This is a genomic window from Denitratimonas tolerans (genome assembly GCF_037203605.1).
Lineage (GTDB): Bacteria > Pseudomonadota > Gammaproteobacteria > Xanthomonadales > Xanthomonadaceae > Denitratimonas > Denitratimonas tolerans.
Map to the genome: position 1 here is coordinate 53,305 of NZ_JBBDHC010000010.1, position 18,001 is coordinate 71,305.

Here is an 18,001-nt window from a genome sequence, read left to right on the forward strand (position 1 = left end):
GAGGTTGAGCGCGCAGGTCGCCGGCTGGGTGGAGGCGAACAGCGCCGGCGTCACCCACTCGGGGTGGTCCACGAACGGGTTGCGGTTGTTCTGGAAGCTCTGGATCACGCCGTTGCGGATGACTTCTTCGACGTCGGGCAGGTCGTCCGCGTGCCAGGCCAGAAGGTCGCTGAGCAGGCCCATGTAGGCCTTGGCCGCGGTGTTGGAGGTGATCACGATCTGGCTGCGGTTGTCGGTCAGCTCCAGGTCCGGCGTGTCGCCGTCGTGGCCATCTTCGGACGCGATGCCCTCGTAGCGGATCGCCATGTAGAACATGGCGCGTGCCATTTCGCCCTTGCGGTGGTTCCAGGTCTGGAACGAGCCGGTGTTGCCGTTCGGCCCCTTGTACCAGTTCGACTGGCCGGGTCCGCCGACGCCTCCGTTGATCTCGGTGCCGAGTTCCAGGCAGCCGCTCGACGCGGGGCAGTTGGCGTAAGGCATGTTGCCGCGCGCCGAGTTCTGGTCGGTATCGGACAGCCACAGCATGTGGGTGTCGGTGTAGGCGGCAAGGTCGCTGTTGCCAAAGCCCAGCGAGTTGGGCCAGGAGTGCTCGCGGTTGTAGGTGAGGCCGGAACCGGTGCCGGCGCGGTCGCTGCCCTTGGCGTAGGAGCGGTTGCGGTACACGTCGATGATGCGATTGGAGTTGGCCGGGTCTTCCTGCGCGACTTCCAGGATCGTCCAGGTGTTGGTGGTGCCGCCGCTGTAGGGGTACTTCGTGTGGCCCTTGATGGTTTCGTGCAGCGAGCAGCGCAGCATCTGCGGCGAGGCCAGGTTGACGTTCTCGTAGTAGGCACCGACGTTGCCGATATCCAGCACGGTGAAGTCGATGATGACGTCGGCCGCCATCGCGCCGCCGTCCAGATCCATGATGGCGGCGGCGTGGATGGTGAAGCTGCACGCGTCGCCGGCCACCAGCGCGGTGCCGGTGTCGATGCTGAAGTTCACCCCGCCGTCGCTGGTGGTCGGGGTCAGCACGATGCCGGTGGAGGCGGCGCAGGCGAGGCTGAACGCCCCAGCGTCCGCGACGACCGGCTCGCTGAAGGTCACCTTGAGGTCGCCGGCCGAGGGGAAGTTGCTGGCACCGTGCGTCGGCACCGTGCCGGCCACGGTCGGCAGGACGTTGGGCGGCGGCGCGACCGTCGTGAAGTGGATCGTGCCCGGATCGGTCAGGGTGTAGCCATTGGCACCTCGATCGACGATGAAGTCGGTGTCGAAGCTCAGGTCGCAGCTCTCGCCCACGGCGAAGATCGTCGCCGGGGTCAGGAAATACTGCGTCGGACCGCCGCTGACCAGGACGTTGGAGGGGGTGCGGTAGCCGGTGCTGGTGCACTGGATTTCGAACCAGGTGCCGCTGACGTCCACCGGCTCGGAGAAGCTCAGCGAGAGCGCGGCGTTGACCGGGAAGTCGGTGGCGTTGTGCGCCGGGGTGCTCGACACCAGGGTCGGTGGCACGTCGATCGGGGTGCCGAAGACGAGATCGTCGATGGCGAGCGCGTCGTCCACGCCCAGGTCGTTGGCGTCGGCCCAGCGCACCCACAGCACCGCGTTCGGCGCGAGGCTCAGGCCGGAAATCGTGCCCGATACCGGCGCGCGGTTGGCCGCGAGGTTTCCGTCGAGCTTCTGGCCGGACGTGCCCGTGGTGACTGGCGAGATCGCGTCCAGCGCCGCCAGAGCGGTCCAGTTGCCGGTATTGAGCGCGGTGGCGTCGGTGCTGTAGGCAAAGCTCAGCCGATCGGCACTGTTGAGGTCGCCCAGCCGCCACTGTTCGACGTGGAAACCAACGGCCAGCTCGGTGACCGTCGCACCGCTGTCGTTGCGCAGCTGCGCGCCCAGCGTGGTGACGACGCTGCCCGAACCCAGCGCGCCGAGGGCGCGTTCGCTGGAGCCCTCGCTGCCGTAGCTGAAGGTGTTGCCGGAAGGCGAACTGCCATCGTCGACCAAATAGGTGTTGTTGGCGCTGCTGTTGCCCGTTTCCAGGAAATACCAGCCCGCGGGCAGCAGCGACGATGTCGTGTTGTGTGCCGAGGCCAGCGTATCGAAGTCCTCCGACGCCCCCGCGCCCGGGCCGGCCAGCGATACCGCGCCGCTCCCCGCCTGCTGCGCCATCGCCGCCAGCGGCAATGCCATCGCCATCACGGCCAGCAGGCCGCGCAAATACCTTGCTTTCATTCCTCTTCCCCGATATCCGATCAAGGATCGCGGTCGCGATCCGGTGTTGCCCGCGCACGGGCGGCCGTGTCCGGAGAACCCCTGGCCTGCGGACGACCGCGCATGATAACCGGAGGTCGGCCGCCTCGCAGCAGGATGCGGTGCGGGTGCGGTGCGGTGCGGTGCGGGCCTTGAGGCACTGCCACGGCGTGCAGCCCCGTTCAGCCCCGATCCGCCGCATCCGCTATCATTCACGGCCCCGCACCGCGTGCGGGGAACGTCTTCAGGGCGGGGTGGAAGTCCCCACCGGCGGTAGGTCGCGCAGCGACGAGCCCGCGAGCGCTTGCGCCAGGCGCAAGGTCAGCAGATCCGGTCCGATGCCGGAGCCGACGGTCACAGTCCGGATGAAAGAAGACAGCCCGCGTCCGATTCCGGCGCGGCGCAGGCCTTGACGGCGTTTTTCGCATTGCGGAGAACGACCATGTTTACCGGCATCATCCAGGCCATCGGCCACATCGCGCGCATCGAGCCGCGCGGCGGCGACGTGCGCTTGCACATCGACGCAGGTTCGCTCGATCTTTCCGATGTTTCCCCCGGCGACAGCATCGCGGTTGCGGGCGTCTGCCTGACCGCGCTGGAGCCTTCGGCGCATGGTTTTTCCGCCGATGTCTCCAATGAAACCCTGGGCCTGACCACCCTGGGCGATGCGGGCGAGGGCGATGCGGTGAACCTGGAGAAGGCGCTGCGCCTGGCTGATCGCCTGGGCGGGCATCTGGTGACCGGGCACGTGGACGGGATGGCCGAGGTGATCGGCACCGAATCGGATGCGCGTTCGCAGCGCTGGTGCTTCCGCGTGCCTTCGGGGCTGGCGCGCTACATCGCGCGCAAGGGTTCGGTCTGCCTGGACGGCGTCAGCCTCACGGTGAACGCGGTGGATGGCGACGAATTCGAGGTCAACCTGATTCCGCACACGCAGGCGGCCACCACCTTCTCGCGGCGCATGACGGGCGACGCGGTGAACATCGAGGTGGACCTGATGGCGCGCTATGCCGAGCGCCTGTTCGCGCAGGAGACGCCGGCATGAGCTTTGCGACGATTCCCGAACTGGTCGAAGACATCCGCGCCGGGCGCATGGTGGTCGTCGTCGATGACGAGGACCGCGAGAACGAGGGCGACCTGGTGATGGCGGCGAGTCTGGTGCGGCCGGAGGACATCAACTTCATGGTGACCCACGGACGCGGACTGGTGTGCCTGCCGATGACGCGCGGGCGCTGCGAGCGGCTCGGGCTGCCGCTGATGGCGCGCGAGAACCGCTCGCAGTTCCGCACCGCGTTCACGGTGTCGATCGAGGCCGCGCAGGGCGTCACCACCGGCATTTCCGCGGCCGATCGCGCCCACACCATCCAGACCGCGGTGCGCGCCGAGGCGGACGCGGACGACCTCCACCAGCCCGGCCACGTGTTCCCGCTGATCGCCCAGCCCGGCGGCGTGCTGCGCCGCGCCGGCCATACCGAGGCCGCGGTCGATCTGGCGCGCCTGGCGGGGCTGGAGCCGGCCGGCGTGATCGTGGAAATCCTCAACGCCGACGGCACCATGGCGCGCCGCCCGCAGCTGGAAGTGTTCGCGCGCGAGCACGGCCTGAAGATCGGCACCATCGCCGACCTCATCCAGTATCGGCTGCGCACCGAGCGCGGCATCGAGCGGGTGGACCTGCGCGAGGTGCAGACCGACGCCGGCCGCTTCACCCTGGCCAGCTACCGCGACCTGATCGACGGCGCGCTGCACTTTGCCTTCGTGCACGGCGATCCGGCCGCCAGCGGCGAGACGCTGGTGCGGGTGCACGTCGAGAACGGGCTGACCGACCTTTTGCGCGTCGAGCGCGAGGATCTGGGCATCTCGCTGTCGCAGGCGCTGGCGGCGATCGCGGCCTCGGCCAGCGGCATCGTGGTGGTGCTCAGCGCCGTCGCCGAACCGGACGGGCTGCTGGCGCGCCTGCGCGGTGAAGCGCAGGCGGCCGTGGAAGGCCCGGCGCAGTGGCGGCGCAACGGCGTCGGCGCGCAGATCCTGGCCGATCTGGGCGCGCGCCGGCTGCGCGTGCTCGGCACCCCGCGCCGGCAGGTGGCGCTGGCGGGATTCGGTCTGGAAATCGCCGGTTACGCCGAGCCGGGCCACGGCGGCTAAAATGGCGCTTTCCCGTGATGTTCCTGCCATGCCCGCCATCGAAGGCCAGATCCGTGTTCGCGCCGGCGCGCGCTTCGCCATCGTCGCCAGCCGCTGGAATCCGCGCATCGTCGATGCGCTGGTGGAAGCGGCGCGGGTGACGCTGCGCGATCACGGCGTGGCGGACGCGCGGGTGGCGGTGATCCGCGTGCCGGGCGCGTGGGAAATCCCGCAGGTCGCCGCGCGGCTGGCGATGCAGGGCGAGTACGATGCCCTGATCGCGCTGGGCTGCGTGGTGCGCGGCGATACCCGGCACTATGAACAGGTGGCCGACGGTTGTGCGCAGGCGCTGATGCGCGTGGCGCTGGATCACGGCGTGCCGGTGACCAATGGCGTACTGGCGGTCGAGCACCACGAGGACGCCGTGGCACGCGCCGGCGGCAAGCACGGCAACAAGGGCGAGGAGGCGGCGCTGGCCGCGATGGAAATGGCCGATCTTCTGGAGCAGTTGGCATGACAGGCACCCCGACGCGCCGCGCGCGACCCGACGGCATCGACCCGGCCGCGCGCTCGCGCGCCCGCCGCCGCGCGCTGCAGGCGATCTACGCCTGGCAGATGTCGGGACAGCGCATTGCCCAGGTGATCGAACAGTTCCGCAGCGAGCAGGACATGGACATTGCCGACCTCGCGTATTTCGAGGACCTCTTGCGCGGGGTGGACGCCAACCTTGCGAAAATCGACGAGGAGCTGCGCCGCTTCGTGGATCGCGACATTGCCCAGATCGACCCGATCGAGCGCGGCGTGCTGCGCCTGGCCGCCTACGAGCTGCTGTTTCGCGTCGATGTGCCGTATCGCGTGGTGCTCAACGAGGCCATCGAGACCACCAAGCGCTTTGGTGCCGATCACGGGCACAGCTACGTCAACGGCGTGCTGGACCGCGCCGCCGCGCAGTGGCGCGGGGCGGAAGTGGGCAGCGGGCGCTGACGGCGGCCGCCATGGCCGAGTTCGACCTGATCGCGCGGCTCACGGCGCGCGCCGGCGCGCGCGGCGACGTGGCCCTGGGCATCGGCGACGATGCCGCGCTGCTGGAGGTGCCTGCGGGCGAACAGCTGGTGGCCTGCTGCGATGCGCTCAACGAGGGCGTCCACTTCCTGCCGGGCACCGATCCGGCCGACATCGGCTGGAAGGCACTGGCGGTCAATCTTTCCGACCTGGCCGCGATGGGCGCGCGCCCGGCCTGGGCGCTGCTGTCGCTGACGCTGCCGCGCGCCGATGCGGACTTCGTCGACGCCTTCATGCGCGGCTTTTCGGCGCTGGCCGATGCGGCCGGCACGGCGCTGGTGGGCGGCGACACGACCTCGGGGCCGCTGTCGATCTGCGTGACCGCGCTGGGCTGCGTGCCGCGCGGGCAGGCGCTCACGCGCGCAGGCGCGCGACCGGGCGATGCGGTGTTCGTCAGCGGTACGCTGGGTGATGCCTCGGCGGCGCTGGAACACCTGCGGCCGATGGGCCCGCGCCATCCGGGCGAAGGCCGCAGCGACGATGATTTTCCGATGTCCCTGCGTGACCGCCTGCATCGTCCGACGCCGCGCATCGCGCTGGGGCAGGCGCTGCGCGGCGTGGCGAATGCTGTGATCGACGTGTCCGACGGCCTTCTCGCCGACCTGGGACACATCGCACGCGCCAGCGGCGTGGGCATCGAGCTCGACGCCGAGGCGCTGCCGGCCTCTGCCGCGCTGCGGACGCTGCTCGATCCCGCTGAACGGCTGCGCTGTCAGGCCACCGGTGGCGACGACTACGAGCTGGTATTCACCGTGCCGTCGGAGCGCTGGGAGACGCTGCGAGCGATTTTCCCGCCGGAGTTCCGTGGTGCACTGCCCATCACTCCCTCTCCCCCGCTGGCGGGAGAGTGGGCTGGGGTGAGGGGGGCTTTCCCTGCTGTTACCCGCATCGGCCGCGTCGTTGCCGGCGAAGGCGTGCGCGTGCTGGATGCCGACGGTGTGCCGGTCGACTTCGATCGCGCAGGCTGGGAGCACTTCATGGACAAGGTGCCATGAGCCGACGCATCCCCGGCGCGGCGCGCGTCCTGCTGAGGCATCCGGCGGGCTGGATCGCCAGCGGCTTCGGCTCGGGTCTGGTGCCTGCCGCACCGGGCACCTTCGGTTCGCTCGCGGCGCTGATTCCGTGGCTGGCGCTGCGCGAGCTGCCGTTGCCGTACTACCTCATCGCCCTCGCGCTTGCCTTCGCGCTGGGCTGCTGGGCCTGCGGCTGGGCGATGCGGCGGCTCGGCGTGGAAGACCCCGGGCTGGTGGTCTGGGACGAGTTCGTCGGCCTGTGGATCGCGCTCGCCGCGCTGCCGGACGGCTGGCATTTCGCTGCGGCCGGCTTCCTCCTGTTCCGCTTCTTCGATATCGCCAAGCCCTGGCCGGTGCGCTGGGCCGACCGCAACCTGACGGGCGGATTCGGCACCATGCTCGATGACGTGCTGGCCGGACTCTACGCGCTGGCGGCGGTGCAGGGACTGGGCTGGCTGGTCGGTTGATCAGCCCAGATCGTCGAGCGTGAACGCGCCGCGGATCCATTCGATCTGCGGCTGCTGCGGCGTGCCCGAGATGGCCACCACGTCGAAGCGGCAGGGGCGGCGCGCCTCGGACGGGTGCGCCGCCAGCCAGGCACTGGCGGCCTGCGCGATGCGGCGGCGCTTGGCTGCCGTCACCGACAGCGGTGCTCCGCCGAAACGGGCATCGCGGCGGTATCGCACCTCGATGAAGGCGATCGCGTCGCCTTCGCGCATCACCAGGTCCAGCTCGCCGAAGCGGTAGCCGACGTTGCTGGCGATGGCGCTGAGGCCCGCACGCTCCAGATGCGCGCGGGCGGCGTGCTCGAATGCCTGGCCGGTATCGCGCGTGGTCACGGTGCCGGTCAGCGCGGGTCGAACTCGAGTTCGTCGCCGATCAGGCCGCGGGCATCGACGGCCGGCAGGATGCGCCCGCCGCGGAATCGCGCCCAGGCCGGCGTGCGGATGATCTGGCCCAGCCCGTCGGATCGCAGGCGTCCGGTGGCCCCATCGAGCGAGGCGCGCGGGTCGCCTGCCAGGTGGTCGAGGTAGCCGATCAGGCGGAATGCATCCAGCCCGAAGGCGAACAGCCGCATCGCGCCGCCGTGCGCGGTATCAAGCCCGGCAAGCGATTCGTGCGTCGGGGTGCCCGCCACCTCGCCGAAGAGCCAGGGTGATTCGGTGAACTCGATGCCGTCCAGCTCCCGATCCAGGCGCGCGTTGCCGGCACCGGCGGTGATCTGCGAGGTGGCATAGATCGGCAGGTCGTAGATGCCGGCTACCCGAAGCTGTGGCACCAGCAGCCGCGCCTGGTCGGCGCGGCCGGCGAAGAAGATGGCGTCGGCATCCAGCGCCAGCCGGTTTTCCTCGATCCGCGTGTCGCCATCGGCCGCGACGGCGCGCGCGCCCAGCTGCGGCAGCGCCGCCGCGATGGCGGGGCCATAGTTGGGACTGTCCTCGGGAATCCGGACGGTGGCGGCGACCTGTCCGCCGCGCTGCTCCATGCGCTGACCGAGCGCCGCGGCGGCGCGCTGCCCGTACTCGTCATCGCCACGGATCACCAGCACGCGCAGCCCCGCGCGGCGCGCGATGCGGTTGGCGGCGGCCACGCCTTCGTCTTCGGGTGCCAGCGCAAAGCTGAGGCTGCCCGGCGGCGGCGGCGCGCTGCTGCCGCGGTTGAGCGCCAGCATCGGGAGCGTTCCTTCGCGCTCTGTCTCGAACACCGATGCCACTTCCTCCTTTCCGAGCGGGCCGACGATGGCCTGGGCACCGTCGCGGCGGGCGGCCTGCAGCGCGGCGAGGGCGCTTTCAGCGTCGTTGCCGGTGGCATAGATGCGCACCTCGGGTCGGCTCCGGGTTTCCTCCAGATAGCCGGCGATGAAGCCGTCGCGCACCGCCTGCGCGGCGGCATCGATGCCGCTGCCCAGCGGCAGCAGCACGGCAATGCGGGCGTAGGGGCGATAGCCATCGCCATCGCTTTGCGCCAGCGCATCGGCGAGCGGATGCGGCAGCGGCAGGCCGCGCTTGGTCAGCGCCCGCGCCGCGTGCGGATACAGCGGGTGGCGGGCCTGCAGCGAGGCGGCACCGAAGGCCAGCGCCGCGTCATCCACGCGCGTAAGAAGATTCTGGATCTGCCGCGCGTTGACGCGGCGTTCGGCCACAGGCAGGCGTTCGCCCAGTTCGGCGCGCAGCAGCGCAGCCTGGAACCGGTTGCCGTCGGCCTCTTCGGCGCGTGCGGAAAGCTCCAGGCGGCGCAGCGCGTGGCGCTCGCCGACCTGCGGCCCGAGTTCTTCCAGCAGGCCGAGCGCGCGCGGCGCATCGCTGCGCGCGAGCGCGACTTCGACCTGCAGCAGCAGGAAGCGTTCGCGCGCGTCGGCGTCGAAGCGCCGCGCGGAGATGCCATCGAGCACCTTGCCGGCGCGCTCCAGGTCACCCTCCTCGCGCCAGGCTTCGGCCGCCCGCAGGTGCAGTGCGTCGCGTTGGCTGCGGCTCCAGGCGGCGGCCTCCAGGAAGCCTTCGGCCGCGCGCGCGTACTCGCCGGCGGCAAAATCGCGTTCGGCGACCTGCGCCGCATCGGGCATGGCACGGGTCGGAACGGAGTCGCAGCCGGCCAGCGGCAGGACGCAGGCGAGGAGCAGCGGGACGAGACGCGTGAGGATTCGCGGCATGGTGGCGTGGACGTTGGGAAGGCGAAGGTGGAATGATACCCAATCATTCCGGCGCGCCCGGTCGTCGTCGCGATCCTCGCCCGCCGCCTCGCCAGGAGAATCCATGTCCCGCACCATTCCTGGCCGTCTGCACGTCGTGGCCACCCCGATCGGCAACCTCGGAGACCTTTCGCCGCGTGCGCTCGACGTGCTGCGCGGCGTGGACAGGATCGCCGCCGAGGACACCCGACACACCCAGCAGCTGCTGGCCGCGTTTGGTGCGCGTGCCACGCTGGTGGCGCTGCACGAGCACAACGAGGCCGCGCAGTCGGCCCAGCTGGTGGCGCAGATGCTGGCGGGGGAGAACATTGCGCTGGTGTCCGACGCCGGCACGCCGCTGGTCTCCGATCCGGGATTCCGCCTGGTGCGCGCCGCGCGCGATGCCGGCATTGCGGTGAGCCCGGTGCCCGGCGCCTGCGCCGCGATCGCGGCGCTGTCGGTGGCCGGCATCGCCAGCGACCGCTTCGCCTTCGAGGGCTTCCTTCCGAGCAAGGCCGCCGCGCGCCGTGCGCGGCTCCAGGCGCTGGCGGCCGAGCCGCGCACCCTGATCTTCTACGAATCCAGCCACCGCATCGCCGAGACCCTGGCCGATGCGGCGCAGGCCTTCGGGCCGGAGCGGCATGCGGCGCTGGCGCGGGAGCTGACCAAGCGTTTCGAGACCGTGCTCGACGGCAGCCTGCCGGCGCTGGCGAAGCGTCTGGCGGAAGACGCCGACCAGAATCGCGGCGAATTCGTGCTGATCGTGGAAGGCGCGCCCGAAGAAGACGGCGGCGAGGCGCTGGCACTGGGCCGGCGCGCCTTCTCGCTGCTGCGCGAATACCTGCCGCCGTCGCAGGCCGCGCGCCTGGCGGCCGAGATCAGCGGCGCGCCGCGCAAGCGGCTGTACGCGGCGGCGGATGCCGCGGTACCGGACTGAGCGGCATCCCGCTCAGGCGTCGGCGGCGATCGGGGCAACGATCGCGGAAAGCATCTCCACGACGACCTGCGGCACCACTTCGATCATCAGGCCGCGCTGACCGCCGTTGCAGAGAAGGGTGGCGTGCGGAAGCGCGCTGGCATCGAGCGCAACCGGAACCGCCTTCCTGCGCCCGAACGGGCTGATGCCGCCGATGCGGTAGCCGGTGATGCGCTCGGCGTCTGCCGCAGGCAGCATCGTCGCGTGCTTGCCGCCCAGCGCCGCGGCGAATTTCTTGAGGCTCAGCTCGTGGTCCACCGGCAGGATCGCGCAGGCCGGCTTGCCGTCGAGCGCCACCATCAGGGTCTTGAACATCCGCGCCGGGTCCGCGCCCAGCGCGGCGGCCGCGTGCCGGCCGATGTTGGCGGCGGCGGGATCGTAGGCGTAGTCATGCAGGCGGTAGGGCTGCCTGGCGGTGTCCAGCGCGCGGGTGGCGGGAGTGGCGTGGCTCATGCGATCGTGAGTGCAGTGGAAGGTGTCGATTCCGGCTTCGCGTGATTCCGGCTTCGCGCGATCGGGCCATCCGCGCCGGGCCCGATCGATGCAGGTCAGCCGGTGGCGCGCTGGCTGGCGATCTGCAGCAGGTCGGGCCAGCGCTTCTGGATCGCGGACTGCACCCCGCTGGCGTCCAGACCGCACTGGGCCAGCAGCTCTTCGCGGGTGGCATGTTCCAGGAACGCATCGGGCAGGCCGAGGTGCAGGATCGGCATGGCGATGCCCTGCTCGGCGAGGAATTCGGCCACGGCGCTGCCCGCGCCGCCCGCGATGGCGTTGTCCTCGAGGGTCACGAAGCCCTCGAGGTGGCGCGCCAGCTCCAGCAGGAGGTCGTGGTCGAGCGGCTTGACGAAGCGCATGTCGACCACGGTGAGGTCGAGCGCGCGCCCGGCGGCTTCGGCGGCGGGAAGCAGGGTGCCGAAGCTCAGGATGGCCAGCGCGCGTCCGCGCCGGCGCACGTTGGCCTGACCGATCGGAAGCGGTTCCAGACCTGCCTCCAGCGCCGCCCCCGGTCCGGTTCCGCGCGGATAGCGCACCGCCGCCGGGCCGGAATGCCGGAGCCCGGTGCTGAGCATGCGCCGGCACTCGTTCTCGTCCGACGGCGCCATCACCACGAGGTTCGGGATGCAGCGCAGGAAGGAAAGATCGAAGCTGCCGGAGTGCGTGGCGCCGTCCGGGCCGACCAGACCGGCCCGATCGATGGCGAAGGTGACGTCGAGGTTCTGGATCGCCACGTCGTGTATCAGCTGGTCGTAGCCGCGCTGCAGGAAGGTGGAGTAGATCGCAACGACGGGCTTTGCACCTTCGCAGGCCATCCCGGCGGCGAGCGTGACCGCGTGCTGTTCGGCGATGGCGACGTCGAAGTAGCGCTCGGGGAACTCCTGCGAGAAGCGCACCAGCCCCGAACCTTCGCGCATTGCCGGGGTGATGCCCATCAGGCGCGGATCGGCGGCGGCCATGTCGCACAGCCAGTCGCCGAAGATTTCCGTGTAGGTGCGCTTGGCCGGCGGCGGCTTCTTCACCACGCCGACGCTGGGGTCGAACGGCCCCACCGCGTGGTACTGGATCTGGTCGCCCTCGGCCGGGTCGTAGCCCTTGCCCTTGGTGGTGATGACGTGCAGCAGCTGCGGCCCCTTGAGTTCCTTGAGCGTCTTGAGCGTGGTGAGCAGCGCCGGCAGGTCGTGGCCGTCGATCGGGCCGGTGTAGTGGAAGCCCATTTCCTCGAACATCGTCGAGGGCACGAACATGCCCTTCCAGTGGCCTTCCCAGCGCCGCACGAAGCGCGCCGGGCCGCCGCGCTTGTCGCCCAGCAGCTTCTTGCCGCCTTCACGCAGCGCGTTGAGCGTGCGGTTGCCCGAGAGCCGGCCGAGCATCTTGGTCAGGGCGCCGACGTTTTCCGAGATCGACATCCGGTTGTCATTGAGGACCACCAGAATGTTGGGCTCGGACTCCATGCCTCCGGCGTGGTTGAGGGCTTCGAAGGCCATGCCGGCGGTCATCGCGCCGTCGCCGATCACCGCGACAACCTGGCGCGTCTCGCCGCGCTGCTGCAGCGCGATCGCCATGCCCAGCGCGGCGGAGATCGAGGTGGAGGAGTGGCCCACGCCGAAGGTGTCGTAGGGGCTCTCCTCGCGCCGCGGGAACGGTGCCACCCCGTCCTTCTGCTTCACGGTGTGGATGCTGTCGCGCCGTCCGGTGAGAATCTTGTGCGGATAGGTCTGGTGGCCCACGTCCCAGACGATGCGGTCCTCGGGCGTGTCGTAGAGGTAGTGCAGGGCGCAGGTGAGTTCGATCACGCCCAGCCCCGCGCCGAAATGGCCGCCGGCGCGCGCCACGGTGTCGATCAGGTGGCTGCGCAGTTCGGCGGCGACCTCTGGCAGCTCGTCCTCCGCGAACTGGCGCAGGTCGGCCGGGGTGGTGATGCGCGAAAGGCGCGGGTAGCGGGAAGGATCGGTCATCGGTCTGCCATGGCCCGCGGCTGCGCGGGCGCGAAAAGCCCCGGGGCTGCGGGCAGCCGTCCGGGCGGAAGTCTGATTGTCCTGCCCCGTCGTGGCCGGGGCAAGGCGCATGCTGGCGAAGCCGTGGCCCGTCGTGCACCTGTGCGGGCACGACGGGGTGGTCCGGGAGCCTGCGCCCGCTTCAGCGTGCTCCCCGCAGGCGCTCCAGCAGGCTCTTCTGCGCCGGTGCCGCAGCCTCGGCGCTCGCCGGCGCCTCGACTTCCGCATGCCCCGACACGAGGCTGGCGGCAATGAAGTCGTTGACCTCCGCCACGGCCGCGCCGCTCTGCTCGGCCAGCTCGGACGGGGCCTGGAAGCCCTTCATCATCGCGGTGGCGATGCGGAAGTGCCTGGGAAACTCGCGTTCGATCTGCGGCCACTTGTTGAGGCGATAGCGCGCATCGGGCGCGGCGTCCGGGATTTCCCCGCCGCTGCCGCCCAGCGCCGCCAGCCACAGCAGGCGGCCGATCGGCTGGGCGTCGCCGATCTCGCGCCGCCGCGTGTCGAACTCGTCGTTCGAGATACGCTCGATTGCGCCGTTCCCGAGGATGGCCTGGGCGTGCGGCAGGTAGGTCTTGATGCCGCTGCCGCACAGGAAGACCTTTCGCGTCAGGTCGAATAGCAGCGGCGGCAGGCCCGGCAGTTCGAGCCGGCACGGGCCGTCGCCGGCCTCTCCCGACAGCATCAGGTCGATCAGGCGACGCTCGGTCGGCCGGTCTGGCACGGGAGTCTGCACAGGCACGGGCGCAGGCCGCTCGACGGCAGGGGGCGTCTGCGCTTCGGGCACCTTCGCCGGAGCCGGCGCAGCGTCAGTGATGGTTTCAGCGGCGCGGGCCGCAGGGGGCGGTGCAGGTGCTGGTGCCGGTTCGCTCGGCGTGGACGTCGGCGGGTGCGCGGCGGAGAGGCCGTGCAGCACGCGGCGCATGGCCTCCGCTGTGACCGGGCGATTCAGCACGTGATCCGCGTCCGCGGTCTCGCCACCGGTGAGCGCGACGATGGTCTGGCCGGAGCTCTGCGCACGCAGCCAGGTCATGTGGCCGTAGAGGGTGTCGACGTCGATCACCAGCACCGAGGCGCTGTCGGCATCGCCGGCAAGCGTCCAGCGGTTGCCGCTGCGGCGGTTGATTTCCTGGAACAGGGCGGCGAGCTGTTCGGCATCGGAAGCGTCCATGCCGGTGAAGAACACCGAGGCGGGCTGGTTCATGTTGTCCCCTGAGGCAAGCTGCGGTGCAGCGGGATCGGCCGGATGGCGTGGCGGCACCGCCGTGGCTGCGGACGCGCCCTGTCACGGCAGCGCAGGACCGACCGCAAATTATTGGCGACGCGGCGGTTCTGGTCAATTTGAGGGCGCGGCGGCACGGCTGATGTGCCGTGATGCGCACGTATCCGGATCGCCTACTGCAGGATCGCCCGTCGCGGCCGGCGCGGCAGATGACTGCGCAGAAAATCCATCTGATCGGCCAGGATGTTGCGGTTGGAGAGGATCAGGTGTTCCACCCAGCTTGGCCGGTAGGGCACGGCCAGAAGCGGCATGTGCGCCTGTGCCGGCGTGCGCCCGCCCTTGCGGGTGTTGCACGACAGGCAGGCGGTGACGACGTTTTCCCAGATGTCACGCCCGCCCTGCGAGCGCGGCACGACGTGGTCGCGGGTGAGCTGGTAGCGCGAAAACTCCTGCCCGCAGTAGAGGCACAGGTGCGTGTCGCGGGCGAACAGCGCAGCGTTGTTGAGCGCCGGCGAGGGCGGTGCGGCACTCGCCCGCGCGTGGCCGCGCGCCGCGACGATGGGGTGCAGGTCCAGGCGGCTCTGCTGCCCGGTGATGCGGTTGATGCCGCCGCGCAGGATGAAGCAGGGATCGCCGAGGGTCCAGGCGACCGCATCGCGGGCGTACAGGTGGGCGGCTTCGCGCCAGGTGATCCAATCGACGATGCGCCCGTAGGCATCGAGCGAGAGCACCCGCGGCAGGTTGCGCTCGCTGCCGGAAACCAGCCAGATCGCCGGACCGGCGGCGAGTGCGGGTTCACATGACGAGGCGGGCAAGGTGGTCATTGGAAGCCTGAGCATAAACCACCCGGCCGGCACCGCGCACGCGCCGCGACGAGTCGCGGCCCCATCGCGACCAAGGTCGCTCCTGCGCGGCAGCATCACGCCCCGACGTGGGCAGGATGATTTTGTGGGAGCGGGCTTGCTCGCGATTTCTCTCGTCAGAACGCCTCTGCCTCCAGCGCCATCAGGTTCCCTGCGCCGCTGAGGATGGCGGCGGCGTGGGTCTGGGTGCGGGGCAGGATGCGCTGGAAGTAGAAGCGTGCGGTTTCGCGTTTGGCGGTCTTGAAGGCATCCGGGTGCGCGCCGGCGTCGGCCGTGGCCACGCTCCTGGCCCACCAGTAGGCCAGCACGACATAGCCCGAGTAGAACAGGTAATCGACCGAGGCCGCGCCGATCTCCTCCGGGTTCTGGCCCGCGCGCCGGCCGATTTCCAGGGTGAGCTGCTGCCAGTCCTGCGCCGCCTTGGCGAGCGGCGCGACGAATTCGGCCAGCGCGGTGTTCCGGGTTTGCGCGGTGCAGAACTCCACGATCATCGTCAGCATGTGCTTGAGCCCCATGCCCTGGGTCTGAAGCGTCTTGCGCGCCAGCAGGTCGATGGCCTGGATGCCGGTGGTGCCTTCGTAGATGGTGGTGATGCGCGCATCGCGCGCGAGCTGCTCCATGCCCTGTTCGCGGATGTAGCCGTGTCCGCCGAAGCACTGCAGCGCGTGGTAGGTGCCTTCCACCGCCCATTCGGTCAGGCAGGCCTTGATGATCGGGGTGAGGAAGGAGAGCAGTTCATCGGCCTGCTTGCGCTCGGCGGCATCGCTGCTGCGTTCGATCACGTCGAGCAGGCTGGCCCCGTGCAGGGCGAGCGCGCGCGAGCCTTCCGACAGCGCCTTGCAGGTGAGCAACATGCGGCGCACGTCGGGGTGTACCAGGATCGGATCGGCCGGTTTTTCGGGGAACTTCGGCCCGCCGAGCGCGCGCATCTGCAGGCGCTCCTTCGAATAGGCCAGCGCGCAGCGGTAGGCGCGATCCATCAGGCCCAGGCCCTGCAGGCCCACGCCCAGGCGCGCCGAGTTCATCATCGCGAACATCGCCATGAGGCCGCGGTGGGGTTCGCCGAGCAGCCAGCCCTGCGCGCCGTCGAAGTTCATCACGCAGGTGGCCGAGCCGTGGATGCCCATCTTGTGCTCGATCGAACCGCAGCGCACCGCGTTGGCCTCGCCGGCCACGCCGTCGCGGCCGGTCTTGCGCTTGGGCACGATGAAAAGCGAGATGCCCTTGGTGCCGGCCGGGGCATCGGGCAGGCGCGCCAGCACCAGGTGGACGATGTTGTCGGTGAGGTCGTGGTCGCCGCCGGTGATGAAGATCTTGGTGCCGGTGACCGCGAAGCTGCCGTCGGCCCCGGGTTCGGCGCGGGTCTTGAGCAGGCCCAGGTCCGAACCGCAGTGGGGTTCGGTCAGGCACATCGTGGCGCACCATTCGCCGCTCACGATGCGGTTGAGGAACACCTCCTTCTGCCAGTCGCTGCCGAAGTGCTTGAGCGCCTCGATCGCGCCGTGCGAGAGCAGCGGATAGTTGCCCCAGGCCAGGTTGGTCGCGTCCACCAGCTCCTTGATGACCGCGCCGAGGGTTTCCGGCAGGTTCTGGCCGCCGGCCGATTCGGGCGCGGTCAGGCCGCCCCAGCCATTCTCGACCCACTGCGCGTAGGCGGCCTTGAAGCCCTTGGGCGTGGTGACCGCGCCGGTGGCCGGATCGAAATGGCAGCCTTCGGCATCCGCACTCTGGTAGAGCGGGGCGAGCACGGTTTCAACGAAGCGCGCGCCCTCGTCGAGCACCGCATCGATCAGCTCGCGGGTGGCCGCGTCGCTGCCGGGCAGCCGGGCGTAGAGGGCGGGAACGTCGAGCACCTCGTGCAGCACGAAGCGGATGTCGGCGAGCGGGGCGGTGTAGGGATGCATGGCGAAACTCCTGGTGGGGCCGGTTCAGCGCAGCACGCCGGGCAGGCCGGGCTGGGGCCAGAGCTGGCCTTCGAAAGTGAAGTCGTCGCGGCGCTTGTCCGGTGCCGTGCTGGTGAGGGTGCCGTTCAGCGCATAGGTGATGCTGCGGCCCGCGTCCAGCGCCGCCGACACGCGTGCGGCGGCGTCGGCGGAAGGCGTGAGGAGGAGCTCCTCGACCTCCGCATTCTGCGGGCCGATCGTCAGATCCGGCGCGAGCTGCAGGGTCGCCGCCTCCACACCACCAACGCGCAGCCGCGCCGAAAGCGCGGAGACGGTGTGCGGCACGTTGCTGAAGCTCTGGATGCGAAGCTGCACGCGCCACTGGCCCTCGGCCGTGACGTGCAGCTCCTGGATGCTGGCCGTGGGCGGGAAGATGCGCTTGCGCGGGCCGCTCGAACAGGCGGCGAGGGTCAGTGCAAGCACCAGAACGGACATCAGGAACGCGGCGTGGCGCAGCATGCGCAAGACTCCGGGCGGATGAGCCTGCGATGATAGCCCGGAAGGCACGGGATGGGCCGGCGATCGCTCGTCGCTTCCGGCCGGATGCGACGGCCTGTTGTCGCTGTGGAACCTTGGCCTGCACCCGATCCGTCCTTCCGGGTTACCCTGATCGCATGCGCGATGCCCCTCCGACGCTGATCAACTTTGACCATCTGGAAGCGCTGCCCGCGGCGCTGGTGGCGGGGCGCGGGAGCGTCGGCGTGCGGGCGCTGGCGGGGGCGGACTGGCTGCTGCGGCGCAAGTCCGACGGCCGCTGGCTGGCGGTGGTGGCCGGTGCGCGGGTGCGCGCGCTGCGCCCGGGGGCGCTGCGCGCGGCGCGTGGCCGCATGGATGAGGCGCGTCTGGTCGAATGCCTTGCGCGCCCGCTTCGGCCCGGCGTACCGCGCACCCTGCCGCTGGCGCCGCTGCGCGCCCTGCTGGCGGGCCTGGGCGTCGATGCGGACTACGGCCGCACCCGCGGTCTTGCGCTGGTGCCCGAGCCTGCGCGGCTGGCGTTCGCCGGATTCGACCGCTACCGCCGTCCGCTCTGGCTGACCGCGGCCGCGGCGCGGGGCTGGAGCGCGATGCGCGCCGCGGCGCGGGACGAAGGCGTCGCGCTCGACGCCATTTCCGGCTACCGCAGCCACGCCTACCAGCTCGGCATCTTTCGCAGGAAGCTCGCGCGCGGACAGGCGCTCGAGGACATCCTCAGGGTCAACGCCGCGCCGGGCTACAGCGAACACCACGGCGGCGGCGCGCTGGACATCGGCACGCCCGGCGAACCGCCGGCGGAGGAGAGCTTCGAGGCCACGCCCGCCTTCGCCTGGCTCGTCGCCCACGCCGCGCGCTTCGGATTCACGATGAGCTATCCGCGCGGCAACCCGCACGGCATCGTGTACGAGCCCTGGCACTGGTGCCTGAAGCGATGAGCCTCC

The 18,001-nt window shown here is 70.5% G+C and carries 16 protein-coding genes, 1 pseudogene and 1 riboswitch; of the genes and pseudogenes, 8 read left to right on the plus strand and 9 right to left on the minus strand.

What is annotated here, in order from left to right:
* Positions 1-6: 6 nt before the first annotated feature.
* A pseudogene (locus WB794_RS13525) lies at positions 7-2,208 on the minus strand (endonuclease); the annotation flags it as partial.
* Between the two features lie 254 nt (positions 2,209-2,462).
* A riboswitch (FMN riboswitch) is annotated at positions 2,463-2,607 on the plus strand.
* A 61-nt stretch (positions 2,608-2,668) separates the two neighbouring features.
* Between WB794_RS13525 and WB794_RS08325 the strand changes: the two are divergent.
* The 6 genes from WB794_RS08325 to WB794_RS08350 are packed head-to-tail and all read left to right on the plus strand — an operon-like array spanning position 2,669 to position 6,889.
* On the plus strand, positions 2,669-3,271 hold the full coding sequence (locus WB794_RS08325; RefSeq protein WP_337335388.1) for a riboflavin synthase: 603 nt from the start codon (positions 2,669-2,671) through the stop codon (positions 3,269-3,271).
* Positions 3,268-4,368 (plus strand): 3,4-dihydroxy-2-butanone-4-phosphate synthase, encoded by a 1,101-nt coding sequence (gene ribB / locus WB794_RS08330; protein WP_337335389.1) that lies wholly within the window; start codon positions 3,268-3,270, stop codon positions 4,366-4,368. Before WB794_RS08325 ends, ribB begins: the two co-directional genes overlap by 4 nt.
* Positions 4,369-4,396: 28 nt before the next feature.
* Positions 4,397-4,864 carry a 6,7-dimethyl-8-ribityllumazine synthase gene (gene ribH, locus WB794_RS08335; protein ID WP_337335390.1) on the plus strand — a complete coding sequence of 156 codons (468 nt, stop codon included), beginning with the start codon at positions 4,397-4,399 and terminating at the stop codon, positions 4,862-4,864.
* A complete protein-coding gene (gene nusB / locus WB794_RS08340; protein ID WP_337335391.1) occupies positions 4,861-5,331 on the plus strand; it encodes a transcription antitermination factor NusB in 471 nt (156 codons plus the stop codon). Before ribH ends, nusB begins: the two co-directional genes overlap by 4 nt.
* Positions 5,332-5,342: 11 nt before the next feature.
* Positions 5,343-6,404, plus strand: a complete 1,062-nt coding sequence (thiL, locus tag WB794_RS08345; RefSeq protein WP_337335392.1) for a thiamine-phosphate kinase — start codon at positions 5,343-5,345, stop codon at positions 6,402-6,404.
* Complete coding sequence (locus WB794_RS08350; RefSeq protein WP_337335393.1) at positions 6,401-6,889, plus strand: phosphatidylglycerophosphatase A family protein; 489 nt, start codon at positions 6,401-6,403, stop codon at positions 6,887-6,889. The genes thiL and WB794_RS08350 overlap by 4 nt, the downstream gene beginning before the upstream one ends.
* Here the strand turns inward: WB794_RS08350 and WB794_RS08355 are convergent, their stop codons facing one another.
* Together WB794_RS08355 and WB794_RS08360 are read right to left on the minus strand one after the other, a co-directional pair.
* Positions 6,890-7,261, minus strand: coding sequence for a YraN family protein (locus tag WB794_RS08355; RefSeq protein ID WP_337335394.1), 372 nt, complete (start codon positions 7,259-7,261; stop codon positions 6,890-6,892).
* A gap of 8 nt (positions 7,262-7,269) precedes the next feature.
* Positions 7,270-9,177 (minus strand): penicillin-binding protein activator, encoded by a 1,908-nt coding sequence (locus WB794_RS08360; protein WP_337335395.1) that lies wholly within the window; start codon positions 9,175-9,177, stop codon positions 7,270-7,272.
* On the opposite strand from WB794_RS08360, the gene rsmI reads away from it, so the two are divergent.
* Entirely contained in the window at positions 9,176-10,027 is an 852-nt protein-coding gene (gene rsmI / locus WB794_RS08365; RefSeq protein WP_337335396.1) for a 16S rRNA (cytidine(1402)-2'-O)-methyltransferase, read from the plus strand. The two genes, WB794_RS08360 and rsmI, sit on opposite strands and share 2 nt — an antisense overlap.
* Positions 10,028-10,039: 12 nt before the next feature.
* Here the strand turns inward: rsmI and ybaK are convergent, their stop codons facing one another.
* From ybaK to WB794_RS08395, 6 genes are all read right to left on the minus strand, one after another.
* Positions 10,040-10,519 carry a Cys-tRNA(Pro) deacylase gene (ybaK, locus tag WB794_RS08370; RefSeq protein WP_337335397.1) on the minus strand — a complete coding sequence of 160 codons (480 nt, stop codon included), beginning with the start codon at positions 10,517-10,519 and terminating at the stop codon, positions 10,040-10,042.
* Positions 10,520-10,614: 95 nt separating this feature from the next.
* On the minus strand, positions 10,615-12,519 hold the full coding sequence (gene dxs / locus WB794_RS08375; RefSeq protein ID WP_337335398.1) for a 1-deoxy-D-xylulose-5-phosphate synthase: 1,905 nt from the start codon (positions 12,517-12,519) through the stop codon (positions 10,615-10,617).
* A gap of 181 nt (positions 12,520-12,700) precedes the next feature.
* A complete protein-coding gene (locus WB794_RS08380; protein WP_337335399.1) occupies positions 12,701-13,762 on the minus strand; it encodes a hypothetical protein in 1,062 nt (353 codons plus the stop codon).
* Positions 13,763-13,953: 191 nt separating this feature from the next.
* A complete protein-coding gene (locus WB794_RS08385; RefSeq protein WP_337335400.1) occupies positions 13,954-14,604 on the minus strand; it encodes an HNH endonuclease in 651 nt (216 codons plus the stop codon).
* 155 nt (positions 14,605-14,759) lie between these two features.
* Positions 14,760-16,547: an acyl-CoA dehydrogenase C-terminal domain-containing protein gene (locus WB794_RS08390; protein WP_337335401.1), complete on the minus strand. Its 1,788-nt coding sequence runs from the start codon at positions 16,545-16,547 to the stop codon at positions 14,760-14,762.
* Between the two features lie 24 nt (positions 16,548-16,571).
* On the minus strand, positions 16,572-17,045 hold the full coding sequence (locus tag WB794_RS08395) for a hypothetical protein (RefSeq protein ID WP_337335402.1): 474 nt from the start codon (positions 17,043-17,045) through the stop codon (positions 16,572-16,574).
* Between the two features lie 155 nt (positions 17,046-17,200).
* On the opposite strand from WB794_RS08395, the gene WB794_RS08400 reads away from it, so the two are divergent.
* On the plus strand, positions 17,201-17,995 hold the full coding sequence (locus WB794_RS08400) for a M15 family metallopeptidase (RefSeq protein WP_337335403.1): 795 nt from the start codon (positions 17,201-17,203) through the stop codon (positions 17,993-17,995).
* The last annotated feature ends 6 nt before the right edge of the window (positions 17,996-18,001 follow it).

Excerpts from the sequence above, each read along its gene's own strand:
- WB794_RS08325 (WP_337335388.1), top strand. The coding sequence starts at position 2,669 with ATGTTTACCGGCATCATCCAGGCCATCGGCCACATCGCGCGCATCGAG.
- ribB (WP_337335389.1), top strand. The coding sequence starts at position 3,268 with ATGAGCTTTGCGACGATTCCCGAACTGGTCGAAGACATCCGCGCCGGG.
- ribH (WP_337335390.1), top strand. The coding sequence starts at position 4,397 with ATGCCCGCCATCGAAGGCCAGATCCGTGTTCGCGCCGGCGCGCGCTTC.
- nusB (WP_337335391.1), top strand. The coding sequence starts at position 4,861 with ATGACAGGCACCCCGACGCGCCGCGCGCGACCCGACGGCATCGACCCG.
- thiL (WP_337335392.1), top strand. The coding sequence starts at position 5,343 with ATGGCCGAGTTCGACCTGATCGCGCGGCTCACGGCGCGCGCCGGCGCG.
- WB794_RS08350 (WP_337335393.1), top strand. The coding sequence starts at position 6,401 with ATGAGCCGACGCATCCCCGGCGCGGCGCGCGTCCTGCTGAGGCATCCG.
- rsmI (WP_337335396.1), top strand. The coding sequence starts at position 9,176 with ATGTCCCGCACCATTCCTGGCCGTCTGCACGTCGTGGCCACCCCGATC.
- WB794_RS08360 (WP_337335395.1), bottom strand. The coding sequence starts at position 9,177 with ATGGATTCTCCTGGCGAGGCGGCGGGCGAGGATCGCGACGACGACCGG.
- ybaK (WP_337335397.1), bottom strand. The coding sequence starts at position 10,519 with ATGAGCCACGCCACTCCCGCCACCCGCGCGCTGGACACCGCCAGGCAG.
- dxs (WP_337335398.1), bottom strand. The coding sequence starts at position 12,519 with ATGACCGATCCTTCCCGCTACCCGCGCCTTTCGCGCATCACCACCCCG.
- WB794_RS08380 (WP_337335399.1), bottom strand. The coding sequence starts at position 13,762 with ATGAACCAGCCCGCCTCGGTGTTCTTCACCGGCATGGACGCTTCCGAT.
- WB794_RS08385 (WP_337335400.1), bottom strand. The coding sequence starts at position 14,604 with ATGACCACCTTGCCCGCCTCGTCATGTGAACCCGCACTCGCCGCCGGT.
- WB794_RS08390 (WP_337335401.1), bottom strand. The coding sequence starts at position 16,547 with ATGCATCCCTACACCGCCCCGCTCGCCGACATCCGCTTCGTGCTGCAC.
- WB794_RS08395 (WP_337335402.1), bottom strand. The coding sequence starts at position 17,045 with ATGCTGCGCCACGCCGCGTTCCTGATGTCCGTTCTGGTGCTTGCACTG.
- WB794_RS08400 (WP_337335403.1), top strand. The coding sequence starts at position 17,201 with ATGCGCGATGCCCCTCCGACGCTGATCAACTTTGACCATCTGGAAGCG.